This window comes from Pseudomonas sp. SJZ080 (assembly GCF_007828295.1).
Lineage (GTDB): Bacteria > Pseudomonadota > Gammaproteobacteria > Pseudomonadales > Pseudomonadaceae > Aquipseudomonas > Aquipseudomonas migulae_A.
Map to the genome: position 1 here is coordinate 1 of NZ_VIUK01000033.1, position 16,786 is coordinate 16,786.

Below are 16,786 nucleotides of genomic sequence, written 5' to 3' on the forward strand. Positions count from 1 at the left end.
TAATAACCGTGCTCACCATGAGCCCGAATACATTAGCGCAAGCATGCTTTACCGTTCATCAAGCTGGGTTGCAGGAGGTGGGCTGACCATACATTCTTGGTCTGGTGCATTTCCGGGTCCCGCTTGCCGTCCTTGTTCTTGGTCGAACTCGGCGTATGAATGATCGTCGCATCGACACGGTGCCTTGGCGCAACAGCAGGCTACGGTCACCCAGATAGCCGTTGATAACCTTCAAAATCCCGCCCGCCAACTCATGTTTTTCCGGCAGGCGCCGGAAGTTGAGGATCGTGGTTTCATCGGAAATACAATCCAGGTGCAGCCCGGAAAACTGGCGCAGGATCGTGGTTTCGTAGAGCGTTGCTTCCATTGCCGGATCGCTGTAACCGAACTAGTTCTGCATCAGATGCACCCGGCAACATGGCCGTCAACGGATATGCCGGACGCCCACCTTCACCCTTCGGATTTACGGCTCAATCAAGGTAATTAAACCCTTCCACGGCACGACCTTATCCATCCTCGATCAGGAAGCGCTCACGGCGGGTCTGCTTACGTTTGCCGGCATATTCAGCATCGGCCAAGGACATCTGTTTCATCGGGGCTCAACCGTTCGGTTCGTGTGAGGTGCGTATTTCACCAGAGATGGAAGTCTTTTTCAGAGTTCCCCTAAGCACCGAGATGTCATCTGGAACGATCAAGGCGAGTTGTACCTGACCGTTAGTCGAATGTAAAATTGTCACGATGATATTGTCGCCAATACGTCAACCTTCAAGGGATCGCTATGCGGTCCAAAATGGAGCGAGTTATGCTGATTTCGGTAACAGAGGTTAAGAGCTGGCCGAGCTCCGAGCTAGTCAGTGATGCTGAATCAGGAAGCGAGGGTGGTTTTGATCAGATATTGTCAAGATGTCGTCTATCTTGAGCCGATTAGCGTTTTGATTGATATGCGATCTCGAAAGGCTCTACTTCCAGCAGTCCATTTCGCTGCAACCTCAAAGGCAACGACCTACCAGTCAAAAAATCGCAACCAAGTCGGGCCGACATGATCGCGGTAGACATTTCAGCCCTGATAGTCTCGTACTCCGCGAAACGGAAATTGATATTTGTGCAGTGGTAATAGAGGTCAAAGAAGACCTGCTTATCTCGGCTGGCACTGTCGCCGAAGCTCTACTAATGCTGCTTTCCGACGGGTTGTCTATGACGAGAGGAGAGATCACTGGATGATCTGGGGGCTTGTTATCGTGCCGGCTTTATCTGGATGTCGTGTAGCCGAAATCCATGCGCGTTGGCCCTACCTCAATCATTTTTTCCAGGCGCCACCACAGACTTATTGGGCCACGCTAGCGTGGAAGTGGACCAGTTTCAACAAAGCAACATGACTGGATATGGCAAGTATTCAATAACTTTATTGGGCTAACAAGGATAGGAGTTCGTCATGAATCAATCTCATCGTCTGCGTTTATATGATTTATTAAAAAACGGATGCCATGCAGTCTTTTGCCGATTTTCGCAAACAGGTGGCAGACGACCTGAGTTGGCATGAGAGCAAGGTGTACTAATACTGACGGTCATCCTCCCTCAACAGAGAGAGGCGGTAAAACAAACTGGGCTAGGCTGAGTGTAGGTCAACCAAAAAATTGACACTGCGACCTTAAAGTCGCACAGTAAAGCGCACACAAAGTAAACAGGAGATTTAAATGGACAGTGTTATACCTATTTTTTTGTTGGCGACAGCAGGGCTGGTATCTGGAATAGTATTAGCAGTCGATCAAGAACGCATTCCAGTTGATATCGAGATCTGTAACAATATAGCAGAGATTATTACTACGGCTGGACCCGTTGTATGCACCTCCACTGTCCTATCTACAACGGACTCCGTGATTGCGGGCAAGCTCCTCGGGCTCCCCGCAGGGGAAGCCTCTTATACCATAAGCGCCACAAGAAGCAATGGGGATATTCTAGATTTACAACAAAGCTCTACTGAGGGTATATTTAGTTTATATGTTGACCTTGCCATGTTAGCTGGCGCTGACATTTTATTATCTGCCCGCAAGGGCGGGATCGAGTTACCTCCGACGAAGCTGGTGGTTGGTCAAATACCGCCAACGAGCTGTATGGAGACAGTTAATAATCGTGACTTTTTGACTACAAAGAATAAAAACAATAAGGGCGCTCAAGCGCGGGCAGAGTACCCATTTTGTGGCACGGGAGGGGGGGGGGTTTTTCCAGCAACCATGCTGGAGAATACAGTTGCGATCTTTAAAAATATCAGTGGCGTTTATCTGGGAGATGCCTATTACTATGTGAATGGTTCATCTGTTGGCCTCGCGGGTTTTAGGATGAAGTTAGGTAATGATTTGTATCTGGTCGGCCATACCTACCCACTCTTAAAGCCTACCGATAAGAACGTTGAAGATATCGACGTAACCTACATTAGTACTGCCCTTGATAGCGAGTACGAGTATATGAGGGCCTATTCTTATCCAATTACACAACGAGCAGCATCGAGGTGAGTCATGATATCGGTAAAGTAACGGCTGCCGGTGAACAGTACGATCGACAAGGAGCTGAAGACCCGAGACCGCGCGCCTTCGTGGCCTGCATTTTCATTCGACGCATCCGGCGCCGCACGCATTTCGGCTAATTGTTCAATGCTACGGCTCTGCGCGACCATTGCGACGAACTCTGACTTCGACAACCCCGCGAAAGCGGGTTTTTCTTTGGGTGCGCCAGGTATGGCGCGTTGCGCGCAAGCGCAACCAGCTTGGCTGTGGTGGCCACGCTGATGACTTGGAAGTCCTCTGCGCACCCGGCAAGAGGAAGTGTTAGCCCAGAGGCAAGCAAGGGTGTCGCGGGTGACTGCGAATCCGAAGGAAGCCCGAGGCAAAATGCTGGCCTGACGAACAGGAAGCGGATAGAGGCGGCGCAGCGGGGTTAGACGGCCCAAATCATCAAAGCCCAATACTTACACAGAATACTGTGACGTAAATCCGACAGGCATAAGCAGAAAGGTCGCGCGAACTATGCGCTTGCCAGTGTGCTATCGAGCGTCGATAGGCGACGGGATGAGCGTGCAGAACTCAACCGAAGCCGTAGCCGATCAGGTTATGTCGCCAATAGGCGTCAGAATCTCGTCGAATGTCGAAAAAAGCAGAAATCTCTCCTCAAGAGGGCTATAACCCCAAGTCCCGGACGGAATCCGGGGCTTGCGGCTGGTAGTGCGCAGACATCGGCGGCGTCTGTGACGTGGACGAACGCGGAGCCGGACACGCTGAAGGAGCGGGTGCTTGCACCGGTAACCTGCGGCGTGTGTATCAACGTGTGGTCAGCAACAAGGGCGCACCGGGTGCCGATGGCATGACGGTGGAGCAATTGGCGGACTACACGAGACAATATTGGCCGATCCTCAAGACTCGGTTGCTGGCCGGTGAGTATCACCCGCAAGGTGTACGCACCGTCGAAATCCCCAAACCCAAAGGTGGAACACGGCAGTTGGGCATTCCCTGTGTCATGGATCGCCTGATCCAACAGGCTCTGCTGCAGCTCACGCCGAACTTCGATCCTCTGTTCTCGGAGTACAGCTACGTCTTTCGTCCGTGCAGAAGCGCTCATCAAGCCATCGAAACAGCCCGCGCCCATGTGGCGACGGCTCACCGCTGGTGCGTGGAGTTTGATTTGGAGAAGTTCTTCGATCATATCCGATCCATAAACCCCGCATTCCAAGCGAATAGCTGACAACGGATGCAGTGCTCCCGATTTCGATCAGGAGCCCATCACCATGATGCGTCCCAATGCTCGCGTTGAAAAAGTGTACCTTTACCCAAAGCCGGTAGACTTTCGAAAATCCATCGATGGCCTGGCTGCGTTGGTCGACTCGGTATCAAAGTCGCGGTGTTTGACCCTGTGCTCTTTGTTTTCCTGAATCGACACCGCAATCGGGTCAAGGTGTTGTATTGGGAGCGCAACGGCTTTTGCCTTTGGCTCAAGCGCCTTGAGTCTGGATGTTTTAAAACTTCACCCGACGCCACCGACGAGGCGATCGAGTTGACGGTGCAAGAACTGAACTGGCTGCTCGACGGCTTTGATCTCTGGCGCAATCGTACTCATCAGGTTTTGACGCCTCGTTTCGTCGCCTGAACCGGTATAATCCGGGCGATGGTTTTCCTGCCCGATTACCTTTCTGATGATCCTGTTCTGCTCAAGCAGTTGTTGCTTGAGGCACTGACTCGCCAAGCAAAAACAGCCCAAGTTCTGGAAGCCCATGAAGGCCACATCGTCGATTTGAACGAACAGATCAAGCTATTGCGCGACTGCTTGTTCGGGCGCAAATCAGAACAAACGGTCGAGCCCAATACCCCGCAACTGGCGCTGTTCAACGAGCCTGAAAGCGAGCCGACGCTTCAGTCTGCGAAATGGTTGCTCCAGCTCCGCGCCGTGGCAAGCGCAGGCCACCGTTGGCTGACATGCCACATATCGAAGTCATCCACCTGTGCCTGCGGTTGCGCAAAGCATGTGATCGGTGAAGAAACCAGCGAACAGCTGGATATCGTGCCGATGTAGATCCGGATCATCAGATACATCCGCAAAGTCTACGGTTGCCGGGGTTGTGAAGTTGCCCCGGTCACCGCTGACAATCCCGCCCAGTTGATCGAAAAGAGCATGGCCAGCCCGAGCGTATTGGCTAGGTTGTTGACCACCAAGTATGTCGATGGCCTGCCACTGCATCGTTTCGAAACGGTGTTGAGTCAACATGGCATAGATACTGCGCCGGACGCTGGCGCGTTGGGTGATCCAGTGCGCATGGCCCATGCGCGTAGCAATAAAGCCGTTTGTGATCGGTCGTAAGGCCTGGCTATTCAGCGACACGCCCAAAGGCGCGACGGCCAGTGCCCAGATCTATAGTTTGGTCAAAACTGCCAAGGTCAACGGCCAAGAGCCTTATACATGGCTGCGCCACGTACTGGAGCGACTGCCGCATGCGCAGTCGGTAGCTGACTACGAAAGCACTATTGCCGTGGAATTGCTCACCGGAAATGCCACGATAAACCGTTATCCCATCCGTAGGTAGGCAGTTTATGGTTCGGTTACGAATCAAGCTCGATTCTGCTGCTCAGAATGAAATCGCGAGCGCGATGAGGAATGAATGCTGCTCAGTAACTCCTTCATGAAATGTCCGCCCTGCAACAGGGGAAGATGAATAGGCCAAGTTTGGCATACACCTTTAGTGATAAGGGGGGGCTTCGTCTACTCTCGCCCTATGAGCAGTATCGCGAATATCAATTGAACAACCACTGAGCCCGCTTGAACAAGCGAGATCGCACTCAGGGAAATTTCCTACAAGAATGCAGGACTCGACCTACATATTACGCATATCGTAACTGTCATCTTTAGATAGTAGGCCCCTATTTAAATTTGGTTTTAAATACAACTCACACCATGCCGATAGTCCTTACAGGTTGTAATCATGCTAAAAAACACGCTACGTATCTTGATCGCTGACAAGCAACACCTTCAACGTTTCTACATGGCTTATAATTGAGATTCTGGTGTACTAATGTGGTCACAGCATTTTGTCACATGTTGTGCAACAGGCTGCTAGAGTAGATGTTCGATGAGATGATTGGCGCTGGTCGACCTATTGAGTGCCGTTATTACCACCTTGCCAAGGGAACTGCATATGCACACTGAGGAACAGAAAATCTCAGCAAATATAGCGAAAGCTTGTACACTTTTTTCACGGGCGTTATCGATAGAGTTTTTAGCGTCTAAGCGCAAAGAAGCCAACATGTTGTCCAATGATGAATTGGAAGAGCTGTGTGATGCCATAGAGAATGCTCAGTTACAGTTGGATCGCTTATACTTCCGATATTTCGGAAATGGAAATGTTGGTGCTGCAAGAATAGCTGCACAGAAGACCGAATCACAATAGACGAAATCTATTTGTACATCTTGCTAGTCGACTCGATGCCGGCTTTACGCACCCTACGCGGCGGCACCCAACAAGGTCTGTATGATACTATAGCGGTGACGTAGTGCTGCTATGTCTGAGGGCGCTTGCTTGCCAGCATCGCAGACGCGGGTTCGGATGCAATTACAGTGTTGTCCTCACTTAATCGGCGTTGCCAATACCTCGTTGCCATATCATCTTCGCAAGGATGAAGCTCAATGGGGAATTCGCCATTTGATGAATATCTCTTGGTCGAGACTATTTAGCGCATCGCATATTTCATCGGCAGTAAGGGGACGGCGAACACACCTTCCTCGCCCTTAATGCTGGAGTTCGGAAGGTGTGCTGGCTGGACGCTTACAGATAAAAATCCAAAATGATATATTCGCAAGAAAAACCGCATAGTTGGCAATGATCGAAAACGCTGTTTGTCCAGGCTGGAACTAATTATGACATCGCAAAACGTTGTGCTCACCCCTCACCAAAAATAAATTAACCGCGCATTAGTTTAGTCCGGATTTTTTCAAAGTTCCAGCGAAGGAATGTTGGGGATGCATGCGCCTACCTCTCTACTCGCAAATAGTCGATCACAAAGGGCAAACCTGGCTGTGCAAAGCCAGCCCATTGCCTTCCAACGCATCCATAGCCTGGATTTGTACACAGCTGGAAACCACTAAATTTGCAACCTCCGAGCCTCTTTAAAAAAATGGGCGCCAAAGCGCCCGCACAATTAACGCGTAAATCTTAATCACACCTTTAATCGCGAGAATTCATAATCACATCACTACAACTAAAAAAGGTCTCACGCGCCGGATCCTCATTACGTTCCCACATGACAAATAGGATCGCTTTGTTGCCGCTGACATACCCATCAGGAAGCTTAACATCTAAATTATAACGACCTGGAACGATACTTTTATTTTTACTGTCCGGCGCCTGTTCCCATTTAACATCCGGTGACTCCTTAAGCGCATCCCATTGCAGGTGATCCTGATCAGTCAAAAAAACCCTAAACTTGCTTGGATCGTGCATCTGGCTGGCGATATAAGTCAATTGAACACGTCCCTCCTTTATATCCATGTCTGTGGTGTGCCAAGCATCATTGCGATCGTTGATACTGTCATAATCCGCTAACCCGGCAGAACAAAGTTTTCCATCAGGGACAAGGTCTTTTGGCTTGGTCGGGGTCTGAGAGTTTGCAAGGTTCTGGGAATAAGCATTCCAGTTATTAAATAGCCTGGCACGCTTCCAATCTTCATCACCCGCGTCCTCAAAGGATTTTTTGCAAGCGGCATTCTTAATGCCGCCACTACCATTGCCATAGTCCTGCTGCGAATAACAATAGTATTGTCGTGAAGGGGGACTCTCCGATGTACCATGCATGATTTCCGGCGACTTTTTTTCGATAATTTTTTCCGCTGCCTGCACAGAGGCGCACAAGCTAGAGAAAACAAAAATACTACTCATAGCAAGCTTATAGCAATTCATGATTCTCTCCATAATTTACTCAATCGTCCATACCAGATTGCAGTTTCAATCTACGTAACGAGCGTAGTCTAGAAACAAAAATATGAAATATTTACCAAAAAATATTTTTATTTTAGGTATACCATTTCTCCGTACAATAAATGTGGACATTGCGTCTCATTGATGAAAATGTTGATCTCATCAGACCTGATGTGTTGGTGATGTTGCTGACGACCAAATACGTCGATGGCCTGCCACTGCACCGCTTCGAAAAAGTGCTGGGCCTCCACGGCGTCGATATTCCACGCCAAACCTTGGCGCGCTGGGTGATCCAGTGCGGCGAACACCCGTTATCTTGTTTGACTACTCGACCAGCCGGGTGCAGGAGGTTGTGTCGCGCCTCGAAAGCTATCGCGGCTACCTGATGACCGATGATTACGCCGGTTACAACGCTTTGGGCGCGCAGTCCGGTGTCGAGCGTTTAGGCTGTTGGGCACATGCGCGACGCAAGTTTGTCGAGGCGCAAAAGGTGCAGCCCAAAGGCAAGACCGCGCGCGCGGATATCGCCCTGAATCTGATCAACAAGCTGTACGGTATCAAGCGAGATTTAAAAGAAGTCGGCGATGAACATCGCCATGAAAGTCGACAGCATAACAGTCTGCCAGTGTTGGCGCAGTTGCATGCCTGGCTGGAGAAAGCCCAGCCACAAGTGACGGCGCAAAATGCACTGGGCAAAGCCATCAGCCACCTGGCCAGCAACTGGATCAAGTTGGTGCGCTACACCGAAGCCGGTGACTTGCCGATCGACAACAACGCCGCCGAGCGTGCGATCCGGCCCTTCGTGATCGGGCGCAAGAATTGGCGACACGCCAAAAGGCGCGACGGCCAGCGCTCAACTTTACAGTTTGGTCGAGACAGCTAAAGCCAACGGCCAAGACCCCTATGCGTGGCTGACGACGGCTTCTTCGGTTGAGGATTACGAAGCTTTACTGCCCTGGAACTGCTCACCGGTATCGCATAGTTAAACGCGCTATCCATCTTAATGGCTGATGGGGTTTACGGTGAGTTTAAAGAATACGAGTGGAGCAACGATCATGGAATACGACGATAAACTGATTGAGGAAGCCGTGCTTGCCCTGTTGGCAACCTTCAGTTTTGATAACGGCAATGCTTGGAAAGGGTTCGACTTCGAGACCATGAGCCGATTGCATGAACAGGGTTTCATCAACAATCCGGTAAACAAGAACAAGTCGATTTGGTTGACGGCTGAAGGGCTGGTGCGCGGTCGGCAGGTAGCCGACCGGTTATTTGGGGTAAGAACTCAAGTGGAGCATGAATCCGACTTAGATAGCTGACTTCATACCATGGCCATACGGTAGGTGGGGTTTATGGATCGCATAAGATATTTCATATGTAAGAGGCCGGCGAACACATCTTCAGAGTTCGGCCGATATACTTGCCCGGTGATTAGTATCGATACATTTGGCTTGCCACCGAACCGATGGACATGCAAGCGGGTACCGAGACCGCGTTGGCTGGGTGGTCGGGGGAGGTACGGCAAAGCAGCGCTGCACTTATCTGTTCGCCAACCGCCGCGCCACTCGTATGAAAGTCCTGGTGCGTGATGGGCTTGGCATCTGGCTGGCAGCTCGTCGGTTGAACCAAGGCAAGTCGCACTGTCCAGGAATTCACCATGGCTTTGAGATGGAGTTGGATACCGAGCAACTTAAGACCCGATTAATTGAGCAGATGATTGTTTGCCGGGTCGCTTCGCAGTGGCAAACGGGCGGCGGCGATCATGAGTCCGATCCAGTCGGCACGCATGAACGGGCATGATCCGTATGCCTATCTGAAAGATGTGCTGACACGGCTGCCGACACAGCGGGCGAGTGAGATTGGTCGATTGTTACCCGATCACTGGCGACCGACGTAGTGGCCAAAAGGTGTGTCACTACAGGTGGGGAATTGCACTCCTCTTGACCAAGCATTTGCGTTGCACTTGCCCATCTGTTCGTATCTTCAACGAAATCGGCCAATAGCGGTCGATCGACTGATTGGACTGGGACGATTACGCTGGCGTTATTCACCTGCACGGAACAGCTATGACACAGGTATACCAAGGAAGCTGCTTATGCGCTGCCGTTAGTTACGAGCTACTCGTCTCACCAAAAGCAGTGAGTCATTGTCATTGCAACCAGTGTCGCAAAGGTCACGGGGCAGCATTCGCTTCGTACGGCAGCATTCCGCGTAGCGCGCTTCGAATACTTCGCGGTTCCACCAGCATTAAAACTTATGCTTCGTCAGAGACGGTATTACGCGAGTTCTGCATGGACTGCGGTTCGACTCTGTTCTGGCCACGATCTGAAGGTAAGTTTGCCGACTGGGTCTCGATAGCGTTGGGCACGCTTGATACGCCCTTCCTGCCTCAAAAGCAGAAGCATGTTCATGTCGACTCCGCAGTCCTCTGGTTCAAATCATCTAACCTATGCCCTCAGGTCGACTGACGGCTTTGGGTCGCTTTCTGCCGGTCTCAGTCACCAAGTGTGCTGGTCAAGTCCAATGCAAACGATAGGTCAAGTCGAATACGAATGGTGGGCAAGCCTGTGCAATACCCAGTTGAGAACAATATGAAAGTTCGAAAAGCCTTACTAACCGATGCAGAATCGGTGTCCAAACTCCTAGGCCAGTTAGGCTACCAAACCTCGCCAAAGCTAATCCGAGATAAGCTTGAGGCTTTAGAATTTAGCGCTCGCGATACCGTGCTGCTGGCACAAGACGGTAAAAATATTATCGGCGTCATAAGCTTACACGTACTTGAACTGTTTCATCAGCCGGGTAGGCTCGGACGCATTACCTCCCTTGTCATTGATGATGACTTCCGAGGACAAGGAGTAGGGGCAATGCTATTTCCGCTGCTGACGCGTTTTTTACAGAGCAACTTTGCGTCCGGGCTGAGGTGACTAGCAGTGACCACCGAATACCGGCTCACACTTTTTATCAGCAGCAAGGTTACACGGTCGACGAGCGTAGGTTTGTCAAACGGTATGATTCTTCCGGGGCATAGTAAGTTTAAATTCGGCGAGCACATCACCTTGATCAAATATAAAACTGGTGAGCAGCGTGTATTGCCCGAACGCTTACTTTTTTCACACAAACTCCCCTGGCTCATCAAATCTTTGACTGATGACTTTTAAGAACCCGTAGGAATAACCAGAGAAAAATCCCTCAACTCAGGGGGATTTTTCCTACATAGAAAACCCTAGTGTCTCTGTAAGGTTCTGGCACCTGCGGCGGGGCTGCGTAGAACAATCCTATGCACTCACCCAGGCCGACGATGTTTCGTCGCTCAATCTTGATGAGTAGTTTGGAACTTACTATGAAATACAACGCCGTTAAGAGAAGTACATTCACTGGGTGTGCTTCGTCATTGCTCCTGCTATCAGCCATCGTTGCCTCTCACGGCGCGTCCGCTCATGGTTACCTCGAAGTGCCTCCTTCACGCGCATTGATGTGCCAGAAAGGCGAAAACAAAGACTGCGGTGGTGCGCAGTACGAACCGCAGAGCGTGGGCGAAACCTACAAAGGCTTTCCTGCTGGCCAAGGTGGTGCTCCGGGGCAAGGTCCTATTGACGGAAAAATCGCCAGCGGCGGTAACGAGCGATTTTCCGCCCTTGACGTCCAAACAGCCACTCGCTGGCAGATGACTGAAATCAAAGATCGTAACATTGCTTTCAAATGGCAATACACCGCGGTACACCCGGCCACCAAACATGAATATTTCATCACTCGCGAAGGTTGGAACCCGAACGAGGCGCTCTCGCGCGCCTCGTTCGAAAGCACGCCGTTCTGTGAGATCGATGGCGGTGGTGAGAAGCCAGAACCGGGTACCCCGCATAACTGCGTCATTCCCGACAACAAGACAGGCCAGCACGTGATTCTGGCGATCTGGACCGTGGAGGACACCTCTATGGCCTTCCACAATGTGACGGACGTGAACATTCTCGCCGAAGCGTCACTGCCGGGCGGCTGGTCGGCGGTGGGCAGCATCGCGCCTTCGGCCCCACTGCTGACGGGTGACAAAGTCAAGGCCCGTGCCTTCACCGCCAGCGGCGAAAGCAGCGCATACAGTGTGGAAATCAGCATCGACAATGTTGAAGAAGGCAAGCCTGGGAACTGGTCGTTCAAACTGGCCGAAGCGATCAACAAGGCGCATGCCGACATCCGCGCGGGCGTCCGTGACGACGAAGGCAACATTACACCAGTCAAGGGTACGAACAGCTTGTACGCCCAGAAAGAAACTGGCGTAAGCCGTTATGAAGTACAACTGGACATGAAGGAAGACACCGGCGCTCGCCTGGAGATTGCTTCCCTGCAGCCTGAGTACGAACTTGTGAAGGGCAACACCAGTCTGGAATTCTCTGTGCAGAGTACCCGCAAGATGAATCTGGAAGCGGCCCTGTTCGATGAAAAGAACAAACAGGTCGGTGCGCTGACTCAGACCGTGGGCGACGGCAACAGCCCGTTGAAACTGGATGCTCGCAGCGCACCAGGAGCTCATACCCTGACGCTGACGGGCACCACTGTCGATGGCCGGACTACCCGCCAGGATACCGCCAGCGTCATCCTAACCGGTGAAGCCGCGGGTACCGAATACGATTTTGTGTTCCCGGATGGCATCAAAGGCTACCTCGAAGGTACGAAAGTACTGCAAGAGAAGACGGGTGAAGTCTTCCAATGCAAACCTTTTCCTTACTCCGGCTGGTGCACGACCTTTAGCGGAACAGCTAACGGCTATGAGCCGGGTATCGGTTCCAATTGGCAAGACGCTTGGGACAAGTTGTAAGTCCTGACAGGCAGGGCTTCAGGCGGTCCGCAGGGTTGCCTGAAGCCTTCAAATGAGTAGCAAGTGATGATGCTTTCAGGTTATTTCAAACGACGGATACTGCTGCACTGGGTATCAGCCATTATTATTTTATGGACGCTGATGTCCGGCTTTTATGTGGCTTACAGTCCGGTGTCCACTTCAACCAAACAGTGGGTCGGCTCGCTCAATGTGTCCCTGACAACTCTGTTCATTCCGCTGTTTGCGTGGCGGCTTTTTTCCGAGTTGGACATTCGCGGGAAGGTGTTTTCATTTAAAACATGCTTGGCCCAGGCAGTTCACGCGATAATTTACCTGACCATCAGTCTCGTGCTGGTGACCGGCATATTGATGATGACAACTTCCATCAAAATGTTCGGCCTCTTACAGATTCCCCAGCCGTTGGAGGACCTGCGACTGACCGAATTGGCCTTCAAGATCCATATCTTGTCCTGTATGGCACTGGCGATGCTCGTCGCGTTGCATATCTGTGCGGTGGTCTGGCATGAGTCTTCGGGGCGCGGGGTACTGCGGCGGATGTCATTCAGGAAATTTCCGAACGCACTCATCCAGTGAGCGCCAAGATGATTTTCTTGCACTGGTCCGGCCACCATCTGCCGAAGGCGTTGCTGGTGCTTGTGCCTCTGCTGTACGGAGGGTTCCTGGCGGAGCGGGAATGGCGCTTTCGTCAGGAACTGCCCAGCCGGGTGCCGGTGGTCGCCGCCCCGGCGATCCCTCAGTCTCGCGTTCCACTCAACGTGCAAGCCGTGGCAACCGTGCTCGGCCTGACGCCTCAAGAGGCCCAATTATCCAGTGCCGAACCAATCACCTTGCAAGCCAGCTTCGTCTCGGACCAGGGGTTATCGCGGGCTTTACTGGCTGACGCTACGAGCACGCGGATATATCAGGTAGGTGAACGCTTGCCCGGTGGCAGTGTGCTACGCCGGGTCGAGGCCACCCATGTGCTGTTGTGGCGCAACGGACGGGAAGAGAAACTGGCCCTGAAAAAGATAGGCCAACCTTTGCTGCGTCAGCTAGGTCCTGAAGTCGGGCGCCAGACTGTGCCTTATTCTTCGCAATACATACGCCCGGTGGCCGGGCAATCAGAGTGAAAAATTCATGAACAGCTTTATTCGGGGCCGCGTATCGCGCGTCCTGTTCGGCCTTGCCGTGGTTTGCCCACTGACGATCCACGGTTCGCTGCGGGCCGAAGAGGCTCATTGGCAACTGGCGATGAATAATGCGGAGTTGCGTGACGTGGCCGAGGAGTTCTCAACGATTCTGGGCAAGACTGTGGTGCTTGATCCCCGGGTGTCGGGGCGTATTACCATCATGTCCCGCGAGGCATTGGACCGCGAAGGTGTACGTCGGTTGTTCTATTCGGTGCTCGATGCACACAACTTCACGGTGATCGACGAAGGCGAGCGGATCCTGATCACCCCGGTTAGCGATGCCAAGACACGCGCCGGTAACGATGCAAAAAGCGCCACACCGTCGCAGTTCGTCACGCAGGTCATCGCACTTCAATCGAGTATTGCCGCCGACATCGCCGGGCTGGTTCGGCCACTGGTATCGACCAACGGTTATCTCGGCCCCTCGGCGTCGGCCAACGCGCTGGTAGTGACCGATACCGCAGCCAATGTGCGACGTATTACCCGGGTGGTCCGGGAGTTGGATTCGGGCGCCAACCGGAACCATACGGTGGTGCAATTGCGCCATGCCCAGGTCTCGGATATCGCCCCTGTAATGGAGGCCTCCGGTAGCAAGCGTGACGGTGATGCCATCGGTACGCTCATTGCTGATCCCCGCAGTAATCGGCTGGTGATTATCGGTACTCTGGCGGCACGACAACGTCTAGTCGAGCTGGCCCGGACTCTGGACGTACCGGCAACCGCCCCCCAAGACAACGCGAGAGTCATCCGCCTGCGCCACAGTAACGCCAAGCAATTGGCCGAGGTGCTGGATGCCGTCGGACAGGATAACAAGGTAACGCAGGCAGTGCCTGGGGCACGAGAAAAGCCTTCGGATACCTCGTTCATGATTAAGGCCGACGAAAGCCAGAATGCCCTGGTACTGATCGCCGAGCCGGCCCAGGTGCGAACCATCGAGAACATCGTCCGCCAACTGGATCAGCCCCGTGCGCAAGTGCTCATTCATGCCGCCATCGTTGAGATTTCCGGCGATATTTCTGAAGCGCTGGGTATCCAGTGGGGCCTGAATACAGGAAGCGCAACGGGCCTCATCAACTTTCCCGGCACCGACATTCCAATTGTTGGGGGCCTAACGTTCGAGGGCGAGAAAACCGCGCCGGAAGGGGCGCTCCTGCGTCTGGGCAGCGATCGTTTCAGTGCGCTGATTTCGGCGTTGGCCAGCAACACCCGTAGTAATCTGCTCTCCACACCGAGTCTGCTGACTCTGGATAACCAGGAATCGGAAATCATCGTCGGCCAGAACGTTCCGTTCAAGACTGGCTCCTACGCCACTAATAGCAGCGGTTCCGAAAACCCATTCACCACCGTGGAGCGCAAAGACGTCGGTATCAGCCTAAAGATCAAGCCCTTCATCAATGAAGGCTCGACTTTGCGCCTTGAGGTAGAACAGGAAGTCTCAGACATCGCACCCTCGGTCTCCGGCGTTGACTCCTCGGACCTGATCACCAACAAACGGGCCTTAAAAAGCACCATCTTGGCGGACGATGGCGAAATCATCGTGATCGGCGGCCTGATTCGCGACAGCGTTCGTACCCAGGAAAGCGGCGTGCCGCTGCTGCGCAGCATTCCCTATCTGGGCGCGCTGTTTCGTTGGACCCGGGACACTCAGACCAAAAGCAATCTGATGGTGTTCCTACGGCCCACCATCGTACGCAGCAAAGAAGATCTGGCCGACGTGAGCCGCGGGCGGTATCACGCACTGCGGGAACTGAGCAAACCGGGAGCGCGGCAGAGTAATTCGTTGCTGCTGCCTCGGGAGGCCAGTCAGTTGTTCGAGCCCCCGGTTGATGGGCCAACGACGGAACTGCGTCGGCAGAAATCGGGTGATCAATGAGTGACGCACAAGCACCGTTGCCTTTCGGTTTCGCCAGACGCTTCGGTGTGCTGCTCGATGGCGAAGGTTCGGCGATGAGTTTGGTGGTGCGCCAGGACACACCGTTGACGGCGGTGGCCGAAGCCCGGCGCTTGTGCGCCATGGAACTACCGATCCTGGTCTTGGAGCCGGCTCAGTTCGCCACACGTCTGGCCAGCGTCTATCGCCAGGGGCAGAGCGCCGCCGAGCAGGTCGCCCAAGGCCTGGATGAGGAACTGGACCTGCTCAGCTTGGTCGACCAGGTGCCACAGACCGCCGATCTGTTGGAACAGCAGGGCGACGCGCCGATCATCCGATTGATCAATGCCCTGCTCAGCGAAGCGGTTCGCGAGCATGCCTCGGACGTGCATCTGGAGACCTTCGAGAAGTATCTTTTGGTGCGCATGCGAATCGACGGTCAGTTACAGGAAATGCTGCGTCCGCGCCGGGAGTTGGCGAACTTGCTGGTGTCGCGGATCAAGGTCATGGCACGTCTGGACATCGCCGAAAAGCGTGTGCCCCAGGACGGGCGAATGGCCCTGCGACTGGCGGGCCACGAAGTCGATGTACGGGTCTCGACCCTGCCTTCGGCCCATGGCGAGCGCGTGGTGTTGCGCCTGCTCGACAAGCAGGCCGGGCGCCTGGATCTGCAGCGCCTGGGCCTGCCCGACGACACCCTGACCAGCTTGCGCCAATTGCTCGGAAAACCCCACGGCATCGTGTTGGTGACCGGCCCCACCGGCTCGGGAAAAACCACCAGCCTGTATGCGGCGCTGAGTAGCATCAACGACCAAGCTCGAAATATCCTTACTGTCGAAGATCCTATCGAATACCACCTGCCAGGCATCGGCCAGATGCCGGTCAATCCGAAAGTCGACATGACCTTTGCCCGTGGCTTGCGGGCCATTTTGCGCCAAGACCCAGATGTGGTGATGGTTGGTGAAATACGTGATCGAGAAACCGCCGAAATCGCGGTCCAGGCCTCCCTGACCGGGCATTTGGTGCTCTCGACTTTGCACACCAACAGCGCCGTCGGTGCCGTCACGCGACTGGTGGACATGGGCGTGGATGCCTATCTGCTGGCATCATCCCTGGCCGGAATCGTAGCGCAGCGGTTGTTACGGACCTTGTGCCCATCCTGTAAGACCCCCTATGTTGCCGACGTCACCACCTGTCGGCGCCTTGGGCTCGAAGCCGGTGCCGCGCCACGGTTGTTCAAGGCCCAGGGTTGCGATCAATGCCAGAAAGGTTATCGCGGGCGCTTCGGTATCTATGAATTGGTGAGTGTCAGCGCTGCGTTGTCGGAACTGATTCATCAGGGCGCCACCGAACAGGCGCTGGCTCTTGAAGCGCGCAAGACCTCCCGCAGCCTGTTTCAGGATGGGCGCCAGCGAGTTCTGGAAGGCCTGACCAGTGTCGATGAACTGCTACGCATCACTCAAGAGGATTAG

Annotated in this window: 14 protein-coding genes and 6 pseudogenes; 17 read left to right on the forward strand and 3 right to left on the reverse strand. The window is 53.4% G+C overall.

The window, feature by feature from the left end:
• Positions 1-95 precede the first annotated feature (95 nt).
• Both FBY04_RS28920 and FBY04_RS33390 read right to left on the reverse strand, forming a co-directional pair.
• Positions 96-593: pseudogene (locus FBY04_RS28920) on the reverse strand (IS5 family transposase); the annotation flags it as partial.
• A 6-nt stretch (positions 594-599) separates the two neighbouring features.
• Entirely contained in the window at positions 600-755 is a 156-nt protein-coding gene (locus FBY04_RS33390) for a carbon storage regulator (RefSeq protein ID WP_144931253.1), read from the reverse strand.
• A 939-nt stretch (positions 756-1,694) separates the two neighbouring features.
• Between FBY04_RS33390 and FBY04_RS28930 the strand changes: the two genes are divergently transcribed.
• The 5 genes and pseudogenes from FBY04_RS28930 (at position 1,695) to FBY04_RS28955 (ending at position 5,926) form a co-directional block, all read left to right on the forward strand.
• Complete coding sequence (locus tag FBY04_RS28930; RefSeq protein WP_145318753.1) at positions 1,695-2,510, forward strand: hypothetical protein; 816 nt, start codon at positions 1,695-1,697, stop codon at positions 2,508-2,510.
• 594 nt (positions 2,511-3,104) lie between these two features.
• Positions 3,105-3,696 (forward strand): annotated as a pseudogene (locus tag FBY04_RS28940) (reverse transcriptase domain-containing protein); the annotation flags it as partial.
• An 82-nt stretch (positions 3,697-3,778) separates the two neighbouring features.
• Positions 3,779-4,134: pseudogene (gene tnpB, locus FBY04_RS28945) on the forward strand (IS66 family insertion sequence element accessory protein TnpB).
• Positions 4,135-4,152: 18 nt separating this feature from the next.
• A pseudogene (locus tag FBY04_RS28950) lies at positions 4,153-5,042 on the forward strand (transposase).
• Positions 5,043-5,674: 632 nt separating this feature from the next.
• Positions 5,675-5,926, forward strand: coding sequence for a hypothetical protein (locus tag FBY04_RS28955; RefSeq protein WP_144931234.1), 252 nt, complete (start codon positions 5,675-5,677; stop codon positions 5,924-5,926).
• Between the two features lie 774 nt (positions 5,927-6,700).
• On the opposite strand, the gene FBY04_RS28960 is transcribed toward FBY04_RS28955, so the two are convergent.
• Positions 6,701-7,432: a lytic polysaccharide monooxygenase auxiliary activity family 9 protein gene (locus FBY04_RS28960; RefSeq protein ID WP_178115389.1), complete on the reverse strand. Its 732-nt coding sequence runs from the start codon at positions 7,430-7,432 to the stop codon at positions 6,701-6,703.
• Positions 7,433-7,617: 185 nt separating this feature from the next.
• Between FBY04_RS28960 and FBY04_RS28965 the strand changes: the two are divergent.
• From FBY04_RS28965 to gspE, 12 genes and pseudogenes are all read left to right on the forward strand, one after another.
• Positions 7,618-8,436: pseudogene (locus FBY04_RS28965) on the forward strand (IS66 family transposase); the annotation flags it as partial.
• 69 nt (positions 8,437-8,505) lie between these two features.
• A complete protein-coding gene (locus FBY04_RS28970) occupies positions 8,506-8,766 on the forward strand; it encodes a DUF6429 family protein (RefSeq protein ID WP_144931229.1) in 261 nt (86 codons plus the stop codon).
• A 184-nt stretch (positions 8,767-8,950) separates the two neighbouring features.
• On the forward strand, positions 8,951-9,247 hold the full coding sequence (gene tnpB, locus FBY04_RS28975) for an IS66 family insertion sequence element accessory protein TnpB (RefSeq protein WP_178115775.1): 297 nt from the start codon (positions 8,951-8,953) through the stop codon (positions 9,245-9,247).
• Positions 9,165-9,344: pseudogene (locus FBY04_RS28980) on the forward strand (transposase domain-containing protein); the annotation flags it as partial. The gene tnpB (FBY04_RS28975) and the pseudogene FBY04_RS28980, both read left to right, overlap by 83 nt.
• A 169-nt stretch (positions 9,345-9,513) precedes the next feature.
• The gene (locus FBY04_RS28985) at positions 9,514-9,915 is read left to right on the forward strand and encodes a GFA family protein (protein WP_144931225.1); all 402 of its coding nucleotides are present in this window, start codon (positions 9,514-9,516) and stop codon (positions 9,913-9,915) included.
• 123 nt (positions 9,916-10,038) lie between these two features.
• Complete coding sequence (locus FBY04_RS28990) at positions 10,039-10,371, forward strand: GNAT family N-acetyltransferase (protein ID WP_256662566.1); 333 nt, start codon at positions 10,039-10,041, stop codon at positions 10,369-10,371.
• Positions 10,372-10,377: 6 nt separating this feature from the next.
• Positions 10,378-10,605, forward strand: coding sequence for a hypothetical protein (locus FBY04_RS32495; protein ID WP_178115387.1), 228 nt, complete (start codon positions 10,378-10,380; stop codon positions 10,603-10,605).
• A 182-nt stretch (positions 10,606-10,787) separates the two neighbouring features.
• Positions 10,788-12,254, forward strand: a complete 1,467-nt coding sequence (gbpA, locus tag FBY04_RS28995; protein WP_144931223.1) for an N-acetylglucosamine-binding protein GbpA — start codon at positions 10,788-10,790, stop codon at positions 12,252-12,254.
• Positions 12,255-12,320: 66 nt separating this feature from the next.
• Complete coding sequence (locus FBY04_RS29000; protein WP_256662568.1) at positions 12,321-12,848, forward strand: cytochrome b; 528 nt, start codon at positions 12,321-12,323, stop codon at positions 12,846-12,848.
• Positions 12,849-12,856: 8 nt separating this feature from the next.
• Positions 12,857-13,384: a type II secretion system protein N gene (locus tag FBY04_RS29005; RefSeq protein ID WP_144931221.1), complete on the forward strand. Its 528-nt coding sequence runs from the start codon at positions 12,857-12,859 to the stop codon at positions 13,382-13,384.
• A gap of 7 nt (positions 13,385-13,391) precedes the next feature.
• Positions 13,392-15,317 carry a type II secretion system secretin GspD gene (gene gspD, locus FBY04_RS29010; protein ID WP_145318756.1) on the forward strand — a complete coding sequence of 642 codons (1,926 nt, stop codon included), beginning with the start codon at positions 13,392-13,394 and terminating at the stop codon, positions 15,315-15,317.
• Positions 15,314-16,786: a type II secretion system ATPase GspE gene (gene gspE / locus FBY04_RS29015; protein WP_144931217.1), complete on the forward strand. Its 1,473-nt coding sequence runs from the start codon at positions 15,314-15,316 to the stop codon at positions 16,784-16,786. The genes gspD and gspE overlap by 4 nt, the downstream gene beginning before the upstream one ends.

Bases quoted from the DNA above. Each gene is read 5' to 3' on its own strand.
- FBY04_RS28930 (WP_145318753.1), top strand. From the start codon at position 1,695: ATGGACAGTGTTATACCTATTTTTTTGTTGGCGACAGCAGGGCTGGTA.
- FBY04_RS28955 (WP_144931234.1), top strand. From the start codon at position 5,675: ATGCACACTGAGGAACAGAAAATCTCAGCAAATATAGCGAAAGCTTGT.
- FBY04_RS28960 (WP_178115389.1), bottom strand. From the start codon at position 7,432: ATGAATTGCTATAAGCTTGCTATGAGTAGTATTTTTGTTTTCTCTAGC.
- FBY04_RS28970 (WP_144931229.1), top strand. From the start codon at position 8,506: ATGGAATACGACGATAAACTGATTGAGGAAGCCGTGCTTGCCCTGTTG.
- FBY04_RS28985 (WP_144931225.1), top strand. From the start codon at position 9,514: ATGACACAGGTATACCAAGGAAGCTGCTTATGCGCTGCCGTTAGTTAC.
- FBY04_RS28990 (WP_256662566.1), top strand. From the start codon at position 10,039: ATGAAAGTTCGAAAAGCCTTACTAACCGATGCAGAATCGGTGTCCAAA.
- gbpA (WP_144931223.1), top strand. From the start codon at position 10,788: ATGAAATACAACGCCGTTAAGAGAAGTACATTCACTGGGTGTGCTTCG.
- FBY04_RS29000 (WP_256662568.1), top strand. From the start codon at position 12,321: ATGATGCTTTCAGGTTATTTCAAACGACGGATACTGCTGCACTGGGTA.
- FBY04_RS29005 (WP_144931221.1), top strand. From the start codon at position 12,857: ATGATTTTCTTGCACTGGTCCGGCCACCATCTGCCGAAGGCGTTGCTG.
- gspD (WP_145318756.1), top strand. From the start codon at position 13,392: ATGAACAGCTTTATTCGGGGCCGCGTATCGCGCGTCCTGTTCGGCCTT.
- gspE (WP_144931217.1), top strand. From the start codon at position 15,314: ATGAGTGACGCACAAGCACCGTTGCCTTTCGGTTTCGCCAGACGCTTC.